This is a genomic window from Pedobacter chinensis, assembly GCF_003339865.1.
GTDB classification, from domain to species: Bacteria; Bacteroidota; Bacteroidia; order Sphingobacteriales; family Sphingobacteriaceae; genus Pedobacter; species Pedobacter chinensis.
Window position 1 is genome coordinate 457,717 of the sequence record NZ_QPKV01000002.1, and the last position, 18,515, is coordinate 476,231.

Here is an 18,515-nt window from a genome sequence, read left to right on the forward strand (position 1 = left end):
GAATAATTAAAATCATGATAGCTTCATCACAATTAAAAACAAATTTATAAGGATGAAAAAAAATAAAATATTATTCGTTTTCGCTGTCGGTTTACTCACTTTTTCGAGCTGCAGTAAACTTGATGAAAAGCCGGATGCTTTACTGGTAACAAGTGAATTTTACCAAAACGAATCGCAAGCTACTGCTGCCATAACTGCCGCATATAGAAAACTTTATGAAAGCGGCCAATCGCTTTACAACAGTTTGTTTCAAATAGGAGTTGAAATGGCGACTGATGATTATGAAGCTGGACCAAGGGCCAGAAATGCACATGTTAGGGCTATTTCAGGTTTAACACATGATTCATCAAACGATAGAATGGAACAGCTTTGGAAACAGAGTTATGATGCCATTAATGTTTCAAACATCGCCATTGAAAAAATCGCGTTGATCGATGCTGATAAAATTAGTGTTCAGGTCAGGGCACAACTGATTAATGAAGCCAAATTCTTAAGGGCACTGCACTACTTTAACCTGGTCAGATGGTTTGGCGATGTACCATTGGTATTAAAAGAAACGACAAGCCTGGATCCTGAAAGTATATATGTGGCAAAATCTCCCGAAGCTGACATTTATGAGCAAATCATTAAAGATTTAAAAGATGCAGAGGCACTGCCAAGCCCTACAGCACAAAATACTAAAGATATTGGTCGTGCAACTTCCGGCGCATCAAAAAGTCTTTTGTCAAAAGTATACCTTACACAGAAGGATTGGGCCAACGCCGCAGCAAAAAGCAAGGAAGTGATTGATAGCAAATGGTACAGTTTATTTGAAAATTTTGCCGATGTATTTAATGTGGCCACCAAAAATGGTAAGGAACATATATTCTCCGCACAGTTTCAGGGTAATTCGGGTTATCAGGGAAACAGTCTGGCCAGCAGATCAGCATCAGCCGATGTTCCGGGAATTAATGGCGATTATGCCGATGCACTCCATACTGCCGGCGGACTTTACAACACTTATTCAAATGAAGATACCCGCAAAGAAGTGACCTTCGTTACCCAGCTGATTAGTCCGACCGATGGCAAGTTATACACCTTTGCGCCACAATTCAATAAATATTACGACCCTGCTGTTATAGGAAATCAAAGCCAATCTTCTAAAAATCTTCCCATTATTCGTTATGCTGAAGTGCTGTTAATTTATGCTGAGGCATTGAATGAACTAAATCACGGACCTAATGCTGATGTTTATGCAGCTATTGATTTGGTTCGTCAAAGAGCGCACATTGCCAAACTTTCTGATATTTCCCCAGCCTTGAACGAGAGCGATTTTAGAGAGGCCGTATTCCTGGAGCGTAGAAAAGAACTGGTTTACGAATATCAACGTTGGTTTGATCTGGCCAGAAGGGGTGCCGATTATTATATCGCAACGCTTAAAGCCTCCGGTAAAACGCTCGCGGCAAAACGTCATATCCATTTTCCTACGCCAGCAAGAGAAATCAGCCTGAATCCAAAACTGAAACAACATCCGGATTGGGTTGGCTATTAACCAGAAATATAAACCTTAATGCTTACCAGATGAATCCATCATGATTTTCAGAATTACCAGTACATAAACAAAATCCTGATAGCCTCATTACCTAAACAAATTATACGGATGAAAAAATCAATCAAACATTCAGTATTTAAAACAGCCATGTTAAGTCTTGGATTGGGTTTAACCTTTTCAGCAAGCTTTGCACAACAGAAAAAACCAAATATCATTCTCATTCTTGTTGATGATTTAGGCTTTTCTGATACGGGCCCTTATGGTGCGAATGAAATTCAAACCCCAAACTTAAACGAACTTGCTCAAAGCGGATTAAAACTGAAGGAGTTTTACAACAATTCCATTTGCGCACCAACTCGTGCATCAGTGTTAACCGGTCAATACCAGCACAAAGCTGGCGTAGGTTATTTCAATGTAAATTTAGGCTTACCTGCTTATCAGGGCTTCCTGAATAAAGAAAGTTTAACCCTTGCAGAAGTGCTTCGAAATGGAGGTTACTCCACATTAATGTCGGGTAAATGGCATGTAGGTGATGATCAGGATCAATGGCCAAATCAACGCGGTTTTGATAAATTCTTTGGTTTTATCGGCGGTGCAAGCAATTATTATGAAATTGGAGATCAGCAAAACCCAACTGTTCCGCTCATCAAAAACAATAAGCCCTTGTACCTTGAACCTGGAAAATACCTTACTGATGAGATTACAAACAATGCCCTGGAATTCATTACAGATCAGGACAAAGAGAAAAAGCCATTTTTTCTGTATTTAGCTTTCAATGCACCACACTGGCCGCTGCAAGCTTTACCAGCCGATATTGAAAAGTATAAGGAAACTTATAAAATCGGTTGGGATTCTTTACGTAAACAACGTTACGAAAATGCAATCAAAGCAGGTGTAATTTCCCCTGACCAGAAAATTGCCCAACACGATGAACAGGTTAAACCCTGGAATAAATTAAGTTATGATGAGCAACAATACTGGCAACTTCGCCAGGCTGTTTTTGCTGCAATGATCGATCATGTTGATCAGGGGATTGGTAAAATACGCTCGAAACTCAAAGAACTTAAAAAGGATGACAATACCCTTATCATTTTCATTTCTGATAACGGCGCACAAGGTGGAAATAACCTAAGGCTTTACACACAACGCACCACTGAAACGGTTGGTGCTCCTGGTTCTTATGAAGTGCAAAACAGCAACTGGTCGCAAACTGGCAACTCTCCATTACGAAATTATAAAGCAACACCATACGAAGGCGGTATCAGTGCACCATTTATTGCCTGGTTTCCCGGCAAAATTAAGGCGGGTACCATTAAAAAGGGCACCGGACACATCATTGATTTAGCGCCGACATTTTACGAATTAGCGGGTGTAAAATATCCGGTAGAATTTAATGGCACTAAAATCAATCCACTCGCCGGACAAAGCCTGTTGCCGTTATTAACAGGAAACGCAAATGAAGTGCAAAGAAAAGAACCATTGGGTTGGGAACGTGGTGGGAATAAAGCCATTCGCAATGGAAAATGGAAATTGGTTTCCATAGCTGCATCAGGAGGTAAATATGAATTGTACGATATTGAAGCAGACAGAGCTGAAAATAATAATCTTGCTGCATTACATCCTGAAATTGTGGAGAAGCTGAAATCGGAATACAATGAGTGGGCCAGGAAAAACGATGTGGTTGACTATGAACTTTTAAAACCTAAACCAACAACACCGGTTATCCGAAGTGGACAAAATCAAGGCAGTGGTGCAAGGTTGAACTAAATCATGAAAATAAATTTTTACAAATGAAAAAATCATTTTTAACATTGTTTGCCTTGATGGCATTAAATGCTATCAACCTGCAGGCTCAAAAGAAACAACAACCAAATATTATCCTTATTCTGGCTGATGATTTGGGTTATTCCGATTTAGGCGCTTATGGCTCTGAAATTCAAACACCAAATTTGGATAAACTGGCAAATAAGGGCATTCGGTTAAAAGAGTTTTACAATAACTCCATATGCGCACCAACAAGAGCTTCTTTGTTAACGGGGCAATATCAACATAAAGCTGGTGTTGGTTATTTTGCTAATGATTTAGGACTACCCGCTTATCAGGGATACTTGAACAAAGAATCATTAACCCTGGCAGAAGTACTTAAAAACAGTGGTTACACTACCCTGCTATCTGGTAAGTGGCATGTTTCAGGCAATCAGCAAAGTTTTCCCTGGCAAAGGGGCTTTGATAAAAGTTTGATGGCTAATAATGGCAGCTATTTTGATCAGGGCGATTATAATGGCGGGAAGAAACAACCCTATTTCCAGGATGGAAAGCCCTATCCTTTAGAGGCCGGAAAATTTTACCAAACCGATGTGGTTACCGAGCAAGCCGTGAAATATATTGAAGAAAGTAAAAAAGATAAACCATTTTTTCTATATCTGGCTTATGCCGCGCCGCATTGGCCGTTGCACGCTTTACCAGAAGATATTGCAAAGTATAAGGGCAAATACGACAAAGGTTGGGATGAATTGAGAAAAACACGGTTTGCCAGGCAAAAGGAGCTTGGTATAGTTGATCAAAACACGAAACTCTCGGTTAAGGATGATGACATTTATGATTGGGGCAGACTTTCTTATGATCAGCGCCATCAATGGGCCGCTAAAATGGAGGTTTTCTCCGCCATGGTTGACCGAATGGATCAGGGCATTGGCAAGGTTCTGGATCAACTAAAGAAAAGCGGTGCAGATGAAAATACGCTTATTGTTTTTATCTCTGACAATGGCGCTCCAGCTGAGGAAATGATTAAATGGCACAACGGCGCAACACGCAATACCGGCCCTGTTGGAACGATTGGTTCTTATGAATCGCAGAGTAAAAACTGGTCTTATGCATCTAACACACCCTTTTTAGCTTTTAAAGATTATATGTACGAGGGAGGAATCAGCTCTCCTTTTATCGCCTGGTATCCATCAAAAATCAAAGCAGGTCAAATTAGTAAAGGAACTGGTCACATTATTGATTTAGCACCAACATTTTATGAATTGGCTGGTGCATCCTATCCAAAAAAGTTTAATCAGGTTACACCAAATCAACTCCCGGGAAAAAGTTTGCTGCCTGTTTTATTTGGAAAGCAAGATACTGTTCAACGCAATGAACCTTTATTTTGGGAAAGAGCCGGTAACCGCGCTGTAAGGTGGGGCAAGTGGAAATTGGTATCGCATTGGCCAAGTTACGCCTGGGAGCTTTATAACCTGGACGAAGACAGAGGAGAAACGCAAAACCTGGCTTCCAGAAACCATGAATTAGTTAGTCAACTATCTGTTAAATATTTTGCTTGGGCAAGGAAAACGGGCGTGGTTGATTTCAGTACCCTGGCAGATAAAGAGCCTCAATCTATGAAAGATTTCAGGAAAAGCAAAGTTCAGGAACCCGCTGGCGGTGGTTTTGGATTTTAAAACTCACTGCAGCAGTTCAGGTTGAAAAAAGATCAATTATTAAAAAAGCAGCAGGTAGTTTATATCTGCTGCTTTTTTAATTAGATAATGCAATTACGTTTAGGCAGGCATCATTTCAAACTGAAGAAAGGATATTTGAGGTGGGGGATAAAGAGTTTATCCCGTAAAATTAGCATAATAGATAAATTCTTAAACTTCTATGACTAAAAACAAATAAAATCTGATTATTAATTAAATATCTCCGAAATAATTTAAAAATATTAAAAATTTTAGCTATCTTGAAAGCAATTAACAGCAACTAAATCAGATTGTTATGAAAAATATCCTATTTTTCTTATTTTCTTGTCTGATATCTGCTACTGCACTATTATTTTCTGGTAAAATTGCCGATATCGAATTAGGAATAAGTACCGTAATTTGTGTATGGATTATATTTGCCTGGAGCATTATTAACAGAGTTAGCCAGGGTCGTGATAGCCAAAGCTAATGCTCATACTAATGAATGACCTCAGGCCAATATCCTTTACAGCATAATGATTAAGTAAGTAAATACTTGCTCTGGCTATCTTATGCTATTTATTTAAAGGATTTATTCAATAAATAGTAGTTGTATTTCTCAAGTAAATCAATATATTTTTGCTTCCAGATGATTACAGAATCATTTACAACAAAAGTTTTATTAAGTGTTTTTAACTGGCGAACATTTTTAATCGAGGGCATTGCACCATTTCTTTTTGTGCACAACCGCACCCCTAAGCCAACTTGCAATTGATCAAGCTGGCTTTGTGTCAAATCATCTTTCAGAAACCAATTGTACAGTGTTCTCCTGCTGATTTTGAGCTGTTGAGCGATACCAGAAACACCTCTTGGATCATTTCTTACAAATTTTTCTAACACTTGTCCAAGAGTATAAGAAACTTTCATTATCAGTCTTCGGGATTACCTGCAGCATTGCCAGCCAAATCTCCAGAAACATCCTCTTCGTCGTCAGTTTCACCGGTCAATCCTTCCTGTACATCATTATCTTCCGTTTTTTCATCCTCATAGCCTGATTTTTTGTGATTCTCGTCCTGATCATCCCAATTCTTTTTATCCTTTGGATCTTGATTAATCTCGTTCATAGCTTTAATTATTATTTTGATTAATAACCAAATAAACCAGTTAAAGGTTTTGTGCTTTTTGAGGTTAAATACAACTGACGGCTCTGTAACTACTGCCAGTTGACTCCATCAGATGACTAAGCATGTTGATGCTCTGGCTCCAGCCGATCCAGCCTGAATATCTTGGATCGAGAAAAGAAAAATCCTGATGTTTTCCTGTGACAAACCAAAAGGACCTATTCTGCTGTTCTGACTGGTAAAGAATACAATAATGTACAGCCCTGAACCGAAAGCCATTTATTTAATTTGAATGACAAGGTAATTCGAATCGATGAAGAAGGTTAAAGTAATCCCAGCTTCCCTGGTAAACATATTATGAACTGATTTCAGGATGAATGGAATCTTCCTGAATGGACTGATTTCTGTGCGAAACCCATTCCCCCGGTATATAATTTTTCAGATTTCCTGCCATTCATACCAAACTTTAAAATATTGTAAAAGTGCTTGCTACCGCCTTATAAGCAAAGTTAAAATCTGTGGTTCCATTGGTGCCAAAATAAAATTTGTGGTATTCTTTAAAAGCAATATTGATCAAGCCCAGCAATTGTACTGATAAGATTTAAAACCATTGAATCTCCGATATGTTTAAAATTGAACATATCCTTTTAATTGATTTATGAGCATACTTTGGAAATATCTTCAACCACACCGTCTATTGATCATCCTGTCGTTAAGCCTAGCTGCAATAGCACAATTACTTAATTTGCTGGATCCTGTTATTTTCGGGCGGATTATTGATGAATATTCTACCAATAAAAATAATTTGGGCGAACGGCAACTCATTATCGAGGTAACTTATTGGCTGTTTCTGGCTTTGGGAATCGCTGTTGTGGCTAAACTCTGCAAAGCCATCCAGGAATTTACCACAAGAAAAGCAGTGGCCAGATTTGGCATGAGCATTTTCAATGATGGACTGAAACAGACTCTGCGACTTTCTTTTCAGGAATTCGAGGAAAGCCGGAGTGGAACAACACTTTCAATACTCCAAAAAGTAAAAACCGATGCAGAAAGGTTTATCAACGCATTTATTAATATTCTCTTTTCCTCTACAGTGGGCATAGGTTTCCTGCTCTGGTACAGCATAAACAAAAACTGGTTACTGGTTCCGGTTTTTTTTATTGGAGTTGTATTGCTTGGATCTCTAACCGGATTAATTTCTAAAAAAATCAAAGGCATACAACGTTCCATAAACCGACAGGCGGATAGTCAGGCCGGTGTAATCACTGAAAGCCTGCGTAACATCGAACTGGTTAAAAGCTTGGGATTAACCTTCTCAGAGATCCGCAGGCTTAATATTCAAACTCTCAAAATTTTTGACCTGGAAATGCTGAAAGCAAAAAAGGTAAGCATGCTCTCCTTTTTACAAGGAAATATGCTCAATCTGCTCAAGCAGTCTGTACTATTCATTCTGCTTTGGCTCATTTTTCGTAAAGTGCTCTCTACAGGAGAACTTATTGCCATGCAATTCATTTCCACCGCCATATTCACACCGCTTCAGGATCTTGGAAACATGATCATTCTTTACAGAGAAGCCGATGCTTCATTGAAAACCTTTGACAAGCTCATGAACAAGCCGGTAGAAACCAGGCCAGATCACTCCATTGAACTTGGAAAATTAGAAAAGCTGGAATTCGTAAATGTGGTTTTCCGACACAAAACGGCAAATTACAATGCCATTGATAATATCTCATTTAAAATTAATACAGGACAAACTGCGGCGTTTGTGGGGCCTTCTGGCTCAGGAAAGTCGACATTGGTTAAACTTTTGGTGGGCCTTTATCTTCCGGTAGAAGGAGATCTGTTGTTTAATGGCATCAGCTCCAAAAGCATTCGGTATAACCCTTTACGCAGACAAATCGGATTCGTTACGCAGGATACCCAGCTTTATGCGGGCTCTATTCGGGATAATATGTTATTCGTGAATCCCACTGCAAGTGAACTGGAGATTGAACAAGCACTTCAGAAAGCCTCAGCTACAGGCTTGATTGAGAGGGCTTCACATGGACTCGATACTATCCTTGGCGAAAATGGAATGAAACTATCCGGCGGAGAAAAGCAACGCTTGTCGATTGCAAGAGCATTATTACGTCATCCGCGTTTACTGATTTTTGATGAGGCTACCTCGGCACTTGATTCCCTTACCGAAGAAGAAATATCAGATACCATCAGGGAAATATCAGACCGGAGAGAACAAATGACCATTCTGATTGCACACCGGCTATCCACAATCATGCATGCAGATACCATTTACGTACTTGAAAGAGGTCGGGTATCAGAATCGGGAACCCATGATGAACTTCTGGAACTCAAGGGCTTATATTATTCGATGTGGAGGCAACAGATTGGCGAGCGGCGTTAAAGTGCTTTACATCAGCATTCAAAATGACGGTTTAATGTCCTTGTTCCAAATGTCATTATAAACATCAGGATGTCTTTTAAATTGCAAAGCGACATAAGTACATAGTGGAATAACTTTTAAACTTTCCGTTCGGCAATGGTTGATCATGGCATCCATCAGTTTTTTTGCATAACCTTTTCCTTCCTGATTTTCATCGATTTCGGTATGGTAAACCTTAAGATTTCCATCAGTTATTTCCACAATCATTTCTCCAATCTTACTGCCACCATCATAAAGATTAAAAGCGACAGGTGCTATATTGTTTTCAAATCTTACTTCAATCATATCAATTATTATTCATGATCTGAGTTCTCCTCTGCTTCGCTTCCCTTTTCGTAACGCGCATCTCCCTCTTCGTCTTCGTGAACAATAAGCGAATCTGGTGCTGCCGATGGGAGATTAGAACCCGTTCCTGACGATTTGGGCACATTTAAAATATCATTATTGTTTTTTTCAGGATGCTGTGTTATATCTGTATTTCCAAGGGCCTGCTGGTTTAATTGCTCCTGATCTTTTCTTTCATTTCCGTTTTCAAGTTTCGAATCACTTTTATCTGTAGTTGCCATAATTTTTTATTTAAATGGATAACAAGTCCGGAAAGTTAAAGTTTGAGAAAATATTATTGGAACGGAAGTTTCAGCAATTCATTTACCAAAACAGGATGTGCAAACGCTCAGAGTTAACATTTGTACTTGTTTACGTGTAAAAAGGCTGCTTTATCATCGTACACGTCTATAATGCGTTGATGTACTTTTCATTGGGGTTTTTCCAGGTTACTTTCTCCCTTTCGATAAGATCAATTCTTGTCCCGGATTTGGTAGCAAAAACTTTAACATTGAATGAATGCCGTTTTTAAAATTATTAATCCTATAAACTTTCTTCTTTTAAAAGTAAATCTCGATCTTCATAATAAGATGGCAAATAATTCAATAAAATTGATGCATTATACGAAGGCAAACTCCCCTCTCTCGAAACGAATGAATTTTTAGAATTGCATGAAACCATCGTTTCAGAAACCCTGAGCCGATGCACTAAATTGTTACAGGAATATTTAGAACCCATCAATAAAAAAGCACCTATGGAACGCAAGACGAACAAATCAAAAAAAAACTGGCTCTACCGAAACGGATTATCGGTATTTTTTATCACTATTTTTTTAATAACCCTTATGGCTCAGGCCTTAACAGGATGGAATACTCATAATAGTGAACTGTCCGATCTCGGTTCACCAGCACTCTCCTTAAGTACTTACCTCATTTCAGGTCATTTTATCTCAGCCACTTTTGAGAATTTTGAAAGTGAGTTCCTGCAAATGGCATTATATGTTGTACTAACCATTAACCTTCGCCAGATCGGTTCAGCTGAATCAAAAAAACTTGATGAAGAAGAAGATGTTGACAGGATTCCGGTACCATCAAAGGATGCTCCGTGGCCAGTAAAAAAAGGCGGATGGATCTTGAAAATCTACAGCCATTCCCTTTCCATTGCTTTTGGTTTACTGTTCCTTATCAGCTGGGCATTACATTTTTATGGCAGCTGGCAGGACCATAATATAGAGCAAACTTTAATGGGCAAACCAACAGACAGCATGCCAGCGTATCTTGGCCAGGCCAACTTTTGGTTTGAAACTTTTCAAAACTGGCAAAGTGAATTTCTATCTGTGGCATCTATAGTGATCCTGACTATCTTTCTTCGTCAGAAAGGGTCTCCAGAATCGAAACCAGTTGATGCACCCCATATGGAAACAGGAAAATAATCTCTCTAAATAAAGATAATTTATGTATGATAATCAATACAAATAGCTAAAAACAATAGCAGTAAACAAAGTATTACATAACGCCAGATTTGTTGATTAAACTTATTCAGAACACATTTTAGCTCTCTCTGATGATTTAGGATCGCATTATTTGCTTATTTCAATATTTGATTTGTAACTTAAATACTACACAAATATAATTGAAATAAGCATTATATTAGTCACAATTAAAAGTTTAGTTAATAATAAAAGGGTAAAAAACATTCGTACAAGCCGGATCAATCAGATTGTAACGAAAACCACTTATATATGATCTTTTCCATCTATCTATGGAAGCATAAAACTTTTAAGTTTAGTTTGGTTTGGGGTAGGTTAGGTTTAGGCCTACCCTTTTTTAGAGCATCGTCTATAAATTGAAAACCATTTCACGGGAATAGTGTTTATGCATACTTTGATATGTTAAGAAACATAAATGCTCATACAGGCAATAAGGGTATCTGTTCGGTATCCTTTTTTCTTGCGATGAGCATCTCAGAGCGGAAATAATCTTGTTTATGATTCTTACCTAAACTATCTATGATAAAAAAAATAATGTTGGTTGAGGATGAGGCATCAGTAATGGAAGCGACACAAATCGTATTGGAAATGTACGATTTTGAAGTACTGGCATTACCGGATGCAGAACATATCTTCGAACAAATTGAAACCTTCAAACCCGATACAATCTTAATGGACTTCAATATTGGCTTACACAACGGCAGGAAAATATGTGATCAAATTAAGGCCAATCCTTCTATCGCAGGCATCAAGGTATTATTATTTAGTGCTGCAGTTAATGACGATAATGAATTCAATAATCCGATATTTTCAAATTTCGACAACTACGTTGGCAAGCCCTATGCTATTGATGAGCTTATTGAAAAAATAACCTGTTAGCTCCAGTATTCGTCATCTTAAGTAAGAATAAACTAAACACATAAGGTTTGCTCTCCCCTGCTAGATCTATCTATGAGCGTTAAGCAGTTCCAGACTGGGCAACCTGATTCTGCTTACGTATCTATTGAAAGAGCGTATTTACTTTTTTGCATATACGAATCTGTTTTTAAGGATGTCTATGGTTCCATCTCCTAAGATTCTAAAATAATATTGCTCAAACTTCCGGTATTTGGATATGTCAATTTTAGCTACAGTGCCTTTGTTTCCATTATCATCTTCAATCGTATCTCCCACCTGAATTTTATCCAAATCGTTTTTGGACGTATTTTCATTAACTTTCATAATCTTTTAAACTACTTAGGTAATATACACATAAAAATTGACCTGTGTCAATTAGCGAATGCTTTTCCAATTCGTTTGACTATTAGTAAAAAGGCCGGTGGGAAAGGCTTGTCTCAAATACCGAACAGACTGATAATCAATAATCATTACTGCAAGGTCAATGCGTACACATGCAATTGGAAATTCAGCATATGATTAGTCAGGTTTGTCCTGACCTATCAACTATGATTGCAAAAAACAGCTGTATAACGAAAAAAGAGGCAAAAGCCTCTTTTTTCTAATTTAACATTTTTTGTCGGGGTGGCAGGATTCGAACCTACGACCTCCTGCTCCCAAAGCAGGCGCGATACCGGGCTACGCTACACCCCGAACTTGGTATCACCTTTTTTTAAACCTTTTTGTAAAAGTAGGTTTGAACTTTTTGTCGGGATGGCAGGATTCGAACCTACGACCTCCTGCTCCCAAAGCAGGCGCGATACCGGGCTACGCTACATCCCGAACTTGGTATCTTCTTTTTCCCTTTTTCCAGGGGCTGCAAAGTAACGGTTTTAAAATGATAATTCCATTTTTTTTGTTACTTTTTTTTGCGGTGAGGGCGGGATTCGAACCCGCGGTACCGTTACCAGTACGACAGTTTAGCAAACTGTTCCTTTCGGCCTCTCAGGCACCTCACCTCAACACTCAAAATTTTGTCCTACCGACCTTGTTTTGAGGTCTGCAAATATAGTAAAACAACCTATTCTACAAAAAAAAATTACAAAACTTGTTGATAATCTATTCGCACATGATAGATACTCATCAGCATTGTCTTGAAAATCAATTTGATAGTTTCAATATCTTTTAATGTTAAATCGCAATCATCTAACTGATTTTGCTCCAATTTATAGTTAATGATGCGTTCAACGATGTCATTTATATTCTGAGCATCGGGATTTTTCAGACTTCTTGAGGCCGCTTCTACAGAATCTGCCAGCATTAACACCCCTTGTTCTTTACTAAAAGGAATAGGTCCCGGATATCGAAAAATATTCTCATCGACAAATTTTTCAGGGGTATTTTTCAAAAATGACTGATAAAAATAATCAACCCGGGTATTTCCATGATGGGTACGGATAAAATCAATAATGGCTTCAGGGATTTGATTTTTTCTTAAGATCTCAATTCCTTTATGCACATGCTGAATGATGATTTGCGCACTTTGTTCATACGGCAGTTTATCATGCGGACTTACGGCTGTATTTTGATTCTCGATAAAATATTGAGGGTTATCAACCTTTCCAATATCATGGTACAATGCTCCCGCCCTAACCAAAACAGAGTTTCCGCCAATTTTAAAAATGGCGGCCTCTGCCAAATTTGCAACCTGTAAGGAATGCTGAAATGTTCCGGGAGCTTTAAAAGCCAGTTCTCTGAGCAATTTATTATTGGTATTGGTTAATTCAATTAAAGCTACATCGGATGTGATACCAAAAATTCGTTCAAAAAGATAAATAAGTGGGTATGCTAAAAGCGAAAGCAGTACACTAAATACAAAAGGCACAAAATTAATCCATTCAATTTCTCTAAAAGAACCTTCGCGCAGTAAAGCAATGCCCACAAAAGAAACAAAATAAGCTAATAGTATAAACAGCGCCGAAACGAGAAAACGCTCTCTTTTTACGAAATTTTTGATACTGAAAATGGCAACCATCCCGGCAGTTATCTGATAGAACACAAATTCGAAACTATTGGCCACGAAAAATCCCGCAATGAGAATAACCAGCATGTGCAGATAAAGTGCTAAACGTGTATCAAACAAAATCCTGATGATAATGGGCACTACACAAAAAGGAATGTAATAGAGGCTTGGAATCTCCATTTTTATGGCCCAGGTTAAGGCCAGTAGCATCCCAGTGGTAACGATTAAGATAAGAGAAAGCTGACGATTATCAGCAAAAATATCTTTCCTGAATAGAAAAAGGAAAGACATTAATATGGTGACGATGAAACCAACCAACACCACCTGGCCTAAATAAACCAATACCCTGCTGCCTATTGTTTTGGTTTGTGCATCATAAGTTGTTTTATACGATTCCAGTTTCTGGTAGATTTCTTCATCAATCACATCATTTTTTGAAACGATCAACTCCCCTTTCTGAACCATTCCTTTTGTGGTAGAAATGTTATTGATGGTATTATCTTGTATGGTTTGCGTTAGGCGCTCATCAAAAATAATATTAGGAACAATGTGATCTAAAGCTAAATTGGTTATCAAATCGCTCATTACCTGATTTGGGGCTTTGAAATTTTCCTTAAAAAACAACAATGCAGTTTCTGCCGTAAATACATCCTGAGTATTTTTCGTTTTAGCAACATTGTTCTCCATTAAAGAAAAATCGTAATTTTTAGCACCGGCCTGGTGTTTAACATTTAATCCGATAATCCCTTTCTGGTAGATGCTCTTTAAAAGATTATAAGCTTCATTTTTATATAAAGCCCTTTCTTTTTCATCCAACTGTGTCGATTTCCATTTAATATCAAAATCGTTGGAAAATTCTTCCAGTGAATTATTTGCAATCCCTTTATCGAACTGGTAAACGGGCAGGATATTTTTTAAAGCATTTTTTTTATCATTACTAACCTGCGGGTTGGTTTTTAAAATCGCAAAGCTAAACGGAGAAATCAGATCCTTGTTTTTCCAAACCGTGTTTTTTTCGAATTCATACCTGAAACGAGGTTGCTTTGGAAGAAAAAGTGTAATAATGAAAACTGTAAAAATCATCATCACATATTTCAGGTTTGATGAATATTTACGGTAAAGTATTTTGTGCGAATTTTTCTTGATTTTGGCCAAAACGATAAGATTATTGTGCTTTCAAAATTAACATTTTTATCTAATATACATTTTCCTGATTTTGTTTGCAATTACCAGATTTTTTAATTTACTTTATGATATCAAATCAATATCAATTATGTATCAAGAAAAAATTATCAGTCCTCCATCAGGTTATTTAACCTTTGTATTATTTTTAGCGCTTTTAGGTGCTGCAATTTTTTGTTTTGTTACTGAAAGCTTTATTTGGGGAGGCATTCTGTTAACTGTAGATATTTTTCTAATATTTCCTGGTTTTCTAATCATCAACCCTAACCAATCGATGGTTTTAACCTTGTTTGGAAAATATATGGGAACTGTGAAAGCAGATGGTTTTTTCTGGGTTAATCCTTTAACTGCAAAGAGAAGATTATCATTGAAAGCCAACAACTTAAACGGGCAGCAACTAAAAGTTAATGATAAACTGGGCAATCCTATTGAAATTGCAGCCGTTGTTGTTTGGAAAGTTAATGAAACCGCGAAGGCAGTTTTTTCTGTAGAAAACTACACGCAATATGTAAACATTCAGAGTGAAGCAGCGGTCAGGCATCTGGCCAATATTTTCCCTTATGATCATGCCGAAGGCGAAGAAGATAGCATTACTTTAAAAGATGGAGCTGAAAAAGTAAGTGAATTACTCGAAAACGAATTAAATGAAAGGTTATCCAGAGCCGGGATTGAGGTATTGGAAGCCAGAATTTCTCATTTGGCTTATGCCCCTGAAATTGCCAGCGCCATGCTCCAACGTCAACAGGCAACTGCTGTTATTGCAGCTAGAAAATTAATTGTTGAGGGTGCAGTAGGAATGGTTGAAATGGCATTGGAAAAACTTTCGCAAAAAGGCATTGTTGATTTAGATGAGGAAAGAAAAGCGGCAATGGTAAGTAATCTGCTTGTGGTGTTATGCGGAGATCGGCATGTTCAACCTGTTGTAAATACCGGCACATTATACAATTAACATCATGGAATTCGAGGAGAAACAACGCCTTAATCTCTGGTGGCTTTATATTCTGCTTATGGCCGATGCAATTATAGTAGCCTGCATTGTGCTTTTCGATAAGGGCGGGATGAGTTTCCAGGATCTGAAAGATATCTATTTTGCACCCATTTGGGCCGTTTTGTTTCCTTTTGTCCTTATTTTTGCCATTCAAAAAAGCACTTTAACGTTGAGCATTAACCAGAATGGAATTTCATATCGTTATTTCCCTTTCATACTCAAATTAAGGTTGATCAGTTGGGATTCCATTCAAAGTGTTTACATTACTAAATTTAATGCATTGGGCGATTATGGTGGTTACGGCTTCAAACACAGGCTTTGGTTCAACTTTCGGGACAAGGCTTATATTTTGAATGATCAATCAAAAGGCCTTCAAATTGAATTTAATGATGGGAAAAAACTTTTGTTCAGTTCAAACAAAATTGAAGAAATGGAATTATTTCTAATCAATTTAAAAACAAGATATCACATACAAGCAATAAGTTAAAGGATGGCTGAGAAAGATAAAAAAGCTTTTGTATTGAGAATTAGTCCTGCTTTATTAAAAGAAGTAGAAATCTGGGCTGCTGATGAATTCAGAAGCACAAATGGTCAAATAGAGTTTTTGCTTACGCAAGCATTAAAATCGAGAAAGAAAGGAAAAGCAAAAGAAGAATAATTTCGTTCATTTGATCATGAGATCGGCATTTTTATGCTTTTATCATAGCGATAAAATCGCTTTTTCACTCATTCCCCTAAAAATGGTAACGATGGAAATAATGAATATGTGTCTATGCTAAAATGGCCAGATCTTCGTTATTGCAATATTAAAAAATGTATAACTTAGCGGCCTAACCAAAAATCATAAAAAATTTATTCATGAGAGAAGTTGTAATTGTATCAGCTACGCGAACACCGATTGGAAGCTTTGGTGGTTCATTAGCTCAATTTTCTGCTACACAATTAGGTGGATTTGCCATTAAAGCCGCTATTGAGAAAGCTGGTTTAAAGCCAGAACATATTCAGGAAGTTTATATGGGCAATGTGTTATCTGCCAGTTTAGGACAGGCACCTGCCACCCAAGCTGCTAAATATGCCGGACTGCCAGATCTTCCTGCAACAACCATTAATAAAGTTTGTGCATCTGGTACCAAAGCAATTATGCTTGCTGCACAAAGCATTGCCAATGGCGATAGTGACATTGTGCTTGCCGGCGGAATGGAAAGCATGAGCAATGTACCCTACTATTTAGACAAAGCCAGAAATGGATACCGTTTAGGACATGGGCAGGTTACAGATGGCCTGATAAAAGATGGGCTTTGGGATGTTTACAATGATTATCACATGGGTTCGGCCGCAGAACTTTGCGCTGTTGAATGCAGTATCAGTCGTGAGGAGCAGGATAATTTTGCCATAGAATCATACAAAAGGGCTCAATCAGCACAAACTGCCGGAAAATTTGCAGGAGAAATCACTTCAATAGAGGTTAAGGATAAAAAGGGTGAAGTTTCTGTAATTGATACGGATGATGAGCCGGCCGCAGTTAAATTTGAAAAAATACCAGGCTTAAAACCGGTATTTAAAAAAGACGGAACAGTTACAGCTGCAAATGCATCAACCCTTAATGATGGTGCTGCAGCATTGGTTTTAATGAGTGCTGAAAAAGCAAAAGCGCTTGGAATTAAGCCAATAGCTAAAATTTTAGGTTATGCCGATGCGCAACAAGCACCAGAATGGTTTACAACGGCACCTTCGAAAGCTATTCCGCTAGCGTTACATAAGGCTAACATCGACATCAAAAATGTTGATTACTTTGAGATTAATGAGGCTTTTTCTGTGGTTTCAATAGCAAACAATCAGTTGTTAAACCTATCAGATGATCAGGTTAATGTTAATGGAGGCGCCGTATCGCTAGGTCATCCGCTGGGCGCTTCAGGAGCGAGGATTATGGTAACGCTGATCTCGGTTCTTGAACAAAATGAAGGAAAAATAGGCGTTGCTGGAATATGCAATGGTGGCGGTGGCGCGAGTGCAATCGTAATAGAAAAACTATAACAGCATGAGGTTGTCCGAAAGTTTCTTTCTTCGTCAGCCCTGCGAAAATGGAAATCCATTAATGGCAGCATTAACATCGCTTTAAGATCTTCAATCAGGTTAGGGACGACGAAGAAGCATACTTTATAAACAGCCTCATCATTATTCACAAATGAAATTTAAAAGATTATATATTTTATTAATCGTAATGCTGGCTGGTTTTAATACCAAAGCTCAGCAAAACATACAGAAACTTGAAATTTTTCAGGATACACTGATTAAAATTTCCAATGCTGCTCATGCAGAAGCTTTTGATGAAAGCAAGCTTAGCATTAATGGCAGGTTTGTTAAAACCCTGGTTGATGCCTTAAAAACTCCAAATTCCTTCAACTATCCATTCGATTCATTAAAGAATGTATCGGTAATCAAATCTCCAGATCAGGCTTTCAGGATATTAAGCTGGTACTTACAATTGGAAAATGGCACCTATCGCTATTATGGAGCAATTCAAATGAACACGAATAATGGGCCTTTAAAACTTTTCCCTTTGATAGATCAAACCGAAAACATGAATGATCCAAACATCATTACCGATAATCAAAAATGGTTTGGTGCCCGTTATTATGAGATCATTCCTGTTACCAGTGGCAATCACCTTCCCTATTATGTTTTATTAGGATGGAAAGGAAACAATCAAAGCACCACAAAAAAAGTGATTGAAATTCTTTCTTTTAATAAAGATAATTTGACATTCGGTGCTCCTGTTTTCGATGGCAAAGAACTTAAAGGAAAGAACAGACTGATTTTTGAATACACCAAATCGAACGCCATGTTTCTTAAAACAGATAAAAAAGCGGGAATGATTGTTTTTGATCATATTGCTCCTTTTGATCCGGAAATGGTTGGAAGATTCGAATTTTATGGATCGGATGGAACTTTTGATGGTTTCAAAATTATCGGAGGAAAATTAAAGCTTCAGGAAGGCTTAGAACTGAATAATGATCCGAATGCCACTGATGAGCTTTATGCAGACCCTAAGAAAAATGTTAAACCCATCAGAAAATTTTAGCATTTAACAATTCTTAACAAAT

At 37.8% G+C, this 18,515-nt stretch carries 17 protein-coding genes and 3 tRNA genes; 11 read left to right on the top strand and 9 right to left on the bottom strand.

The genetic code is table 11. The features are described from left to right. The first annotated feature begins 52 nt into the window (after nt 1-52). From DU508_RS03220 to DU508_RS03230, 3 genes are all read left to right on the top strand, one after another. Entirely contained in the window at nt 53-1,531 is a 1,479-nt protein-coding gene (locus DU508_RS03220; RefSeq protein WP_115401396.1) for a RagB/SusD family nutrient uptake outer membrane protein, read from the top strand. Nucleotides 1,532-1,639: 108 nt separating this feature from the next. Beyond that, a complete protein-coding gene (locus tag DU508_RS03225) occupies nt 1,640-3,298 on the top strand; it encodes an arylsulfatase (RefSeq protein WP_115401397.1) in 1,659 nt (552 codons plus the stop codon). 23 nt (nt 3,299-3,321) lie between these two features. Then, the gene (locus DU508_RS03230) at nt 3,322-4,971 is read left to right on the top strand and encodes an arylsulfatase (RefSeq protein WP_115401398.1); all 1,650 of its coding nucleotides are present in this window, start codon (nt 3,322-3,324) and stop codon (nt 4,969-4,971) included. A 576-nt stretch (nt 4,972-5,547) separates the two neighbouring features. Here the strand turns inward: DU508_RS03230 and DU508_RS03235 are convergent. Both DU508_RS03235 and DU508_RS03240 read right to left on the bottom strand, forming a co-directional pair. After that, on the bottom strand, nt 5,548-5,895 hold the full coding sequence (locus tag DU508_RS03235; protein WP_115401399.1) for a hypothetical protein: 348 nt from the start codon (nt 5,893-5,895) through the stop codon (nt 5,548-5,550). A gap of 2 nt (nt 5,896-5,897) precedes the next feature. Next, the gene (locus DU508_RS03240) at nt 5,898-6,092 is read right to left on the bottom strand and encodes a hypothetical protein (protein WP_115401400.1); all 195 of its coding nucleotides are present in this window, start codon (nt 6,090-6,092) and stop codon (nt 5,898-5,900) included. A 655-nt stretch (nt 6,093-6,747) separates the two neighbouring features. Between DU508_RS03240 and DU508_RS03245 the strand changes: the two genes are divergently transcribed. Continuing rightward, on the top strand, nt 6,748-8,490 hold the full coding sequence (locus tag DU508_RS03245; protein ID WP_115401401.1) for an ABC transporter ATP-binding protein: 1,743 nt from the start codon (nt 6,748-6,750) through the stop codon (nt 8,488-8,490). Between the two features lie 18 nt (nt 8,491-8,508). Here DU508_RS03245 and DU508_RS03250 read toward each other — a convergent pair whose 3' ends face one another. Further along, on the bottom strand, nt 8,509-8,814 hold the full coding sequence (locus DU508_RS03250; protein ID WP_115401402.1) for a GNAT family N-acetyltransferase: 306 nt from the start codon (nt 8,812-8,814) through the stop codon (nt 8,509-8,511). Nucleotides 8,815-8,822: 8 nt separating this feature from the next. After that, a complete protein-coding gene (locus DU508_RS03255; protein WP_115401403.1) occupies nt 8,823-9,095 on the bottom strand; it encodes a hypothetical protein in 273 nt (90 codons plus the stop codon). Between the two features lie 512 nt (nt 9,096-9,607). Here DU508_RS03255 and DU508_RS03260 point away from each other — a divergent pair. Further along, nucleotides 9,608-10,285 (top strand): DUF6766 family protein, encoded by a 678-nt coding sequence (locus DU508_RS03260; protein ID WP_115401806.1) that lies wholly within the window; start codon nt 9,608-9,610, stop codon nt 10,283-10,285. Between the two features lie 576 nt (nt 10,286-10,861). Continuing rightward, a complete protein-coding gene (locus DU508_RS03265; RefSeq protein WP_115401404.1) occupies nt 10,862-11,221 on the top strand; it encodes a response regulator in 360 nt (119 codons plus the stop codon). Between the two features lie 138 nt (nt 11,222-11,359). On the opposite strand, the gene DU508_RS03270 is transcribed toward DU508_RS03265, so the two are convergent. The 5 genes from DU508_RS03270 to DU508_RS03290 all read right to left on the bottom strand — a co-directional run bounded on the left by DU508_RS03270 (nt 11,360) and on the right by DU508_RS03290 (nt 14,396). Further along, the gene (locus DU508_RS03270) at nt 11,360-11,563 is read right to left on the bottom strand and encodes a hypothetical protein (RefSeq protein ID WP_115401405.1); all 204 of its coding nucleotides are present in this window, start codon (nt 11,561-11,563) and stop codon (nt 11,360-11,362) included. Nucleotides 11,564-11,858: 295 nt separating this feature from the next. Continuing rightward, nucleotides 11,859-11,932 (bottom strand) — tRNA-Pro (locus DU508_RS03275). A 55-nt stretch (nt 11,933-11,987) separates the two neighbouring features. Beyond that, nucleotides 11,988-12,061, bottom strand: a tRNA-Pro gene (locus DU508_RS03280). An 89-nt stretch (nt 12,062-12,150) separates the two neighbouring features. Continuing rightward, nucleotides 12,151-12,237, bottom strand: a tRNA-Ser gene (locus tag DU508_RS03285). A gap of 80 nt (nt 12,238-12,317) precedes the next feature. Next, on the bottom strand, nt 12,318-14,396 hold the full coding sequence (locus DU508_RS03290; protein WP_394341365.1) for an HD family phosphohydrolase: 2,079 nt from the start codon (nt 14,394-14,396) through the stop codon (nt 12,318-12,320). A gap of 118 nt (nt 14,397-14,514) precedes the next feature. On the opposite strand from DU508_RS03290, the gene DU508_RS03295 reads away from it, so the two are divergent. The 5 genes from DU508_RS03295 (at nt 14,515) to DU508_RS03315 (ending at nt 18,493) form a co-directional block, all read left to right on the top strand. Next, nucleotides 14,515-15,372, top strand: coding sequence for an SPFH domain-containing protein (locus DU508_RS03295; protein ID WP_115401406.1), 858 nt, complete (start codon nt 14,515-14,517; stop codon nt 15,370-15,372). 4 nt (nt 15,373-15,376) lie between these two features. Continuing rightward, the gene (locus DU508_RS03300; RefSeq protein WP_115401407.1) at nt 15,377-15,898 is read left to right on the top strand and encodes a hypothetical protein; all 522 of its coding nucleotides are present in this window, start codon (nt 15,377-15,379) and stop codon (nt 15,896-15,898) included. A 3-nt stretch (nt 15,899-15,901) separates the two neighbouring features. Continuing rightward, nucleotides 15,902-16,069, top strand: a complete 168-nt coding sequence (locus DU508_RS03305; protein WP_115401408.1) for a ribbon-helix-helix domain-containing protein — start codon at nt 15,902-15,904, stop codon at nt 16,067-16,069. A gap of 200 nt (nt 16,070-16,269) precedes the next feature. Further along, on the top strand, nt 16,270-17,445 hold the full coding sequence (locus tag DU508_RS03310; RefSeq protein WP_115401409.1) for an acetyl-CoA C-acyltransferase: 1,176 nt from the start codon (nt 16,270-16,272) through the stop codon (nt 17,443-17,445). 151 nt (nt 17,446-17,596) lie between these two features. Next, nucleotides 17,597-18,493, top strand: a complete 897-nt coding sequence (locus DU508_RS03315) for a hypothetical protein (protein ID WP_115401410.1) — start codon at nt 17,597-17,599, stop codon at nt 18,491-18,493. Nucleotides 18,494-18,515: the final 22 nt, after the last annotated feature.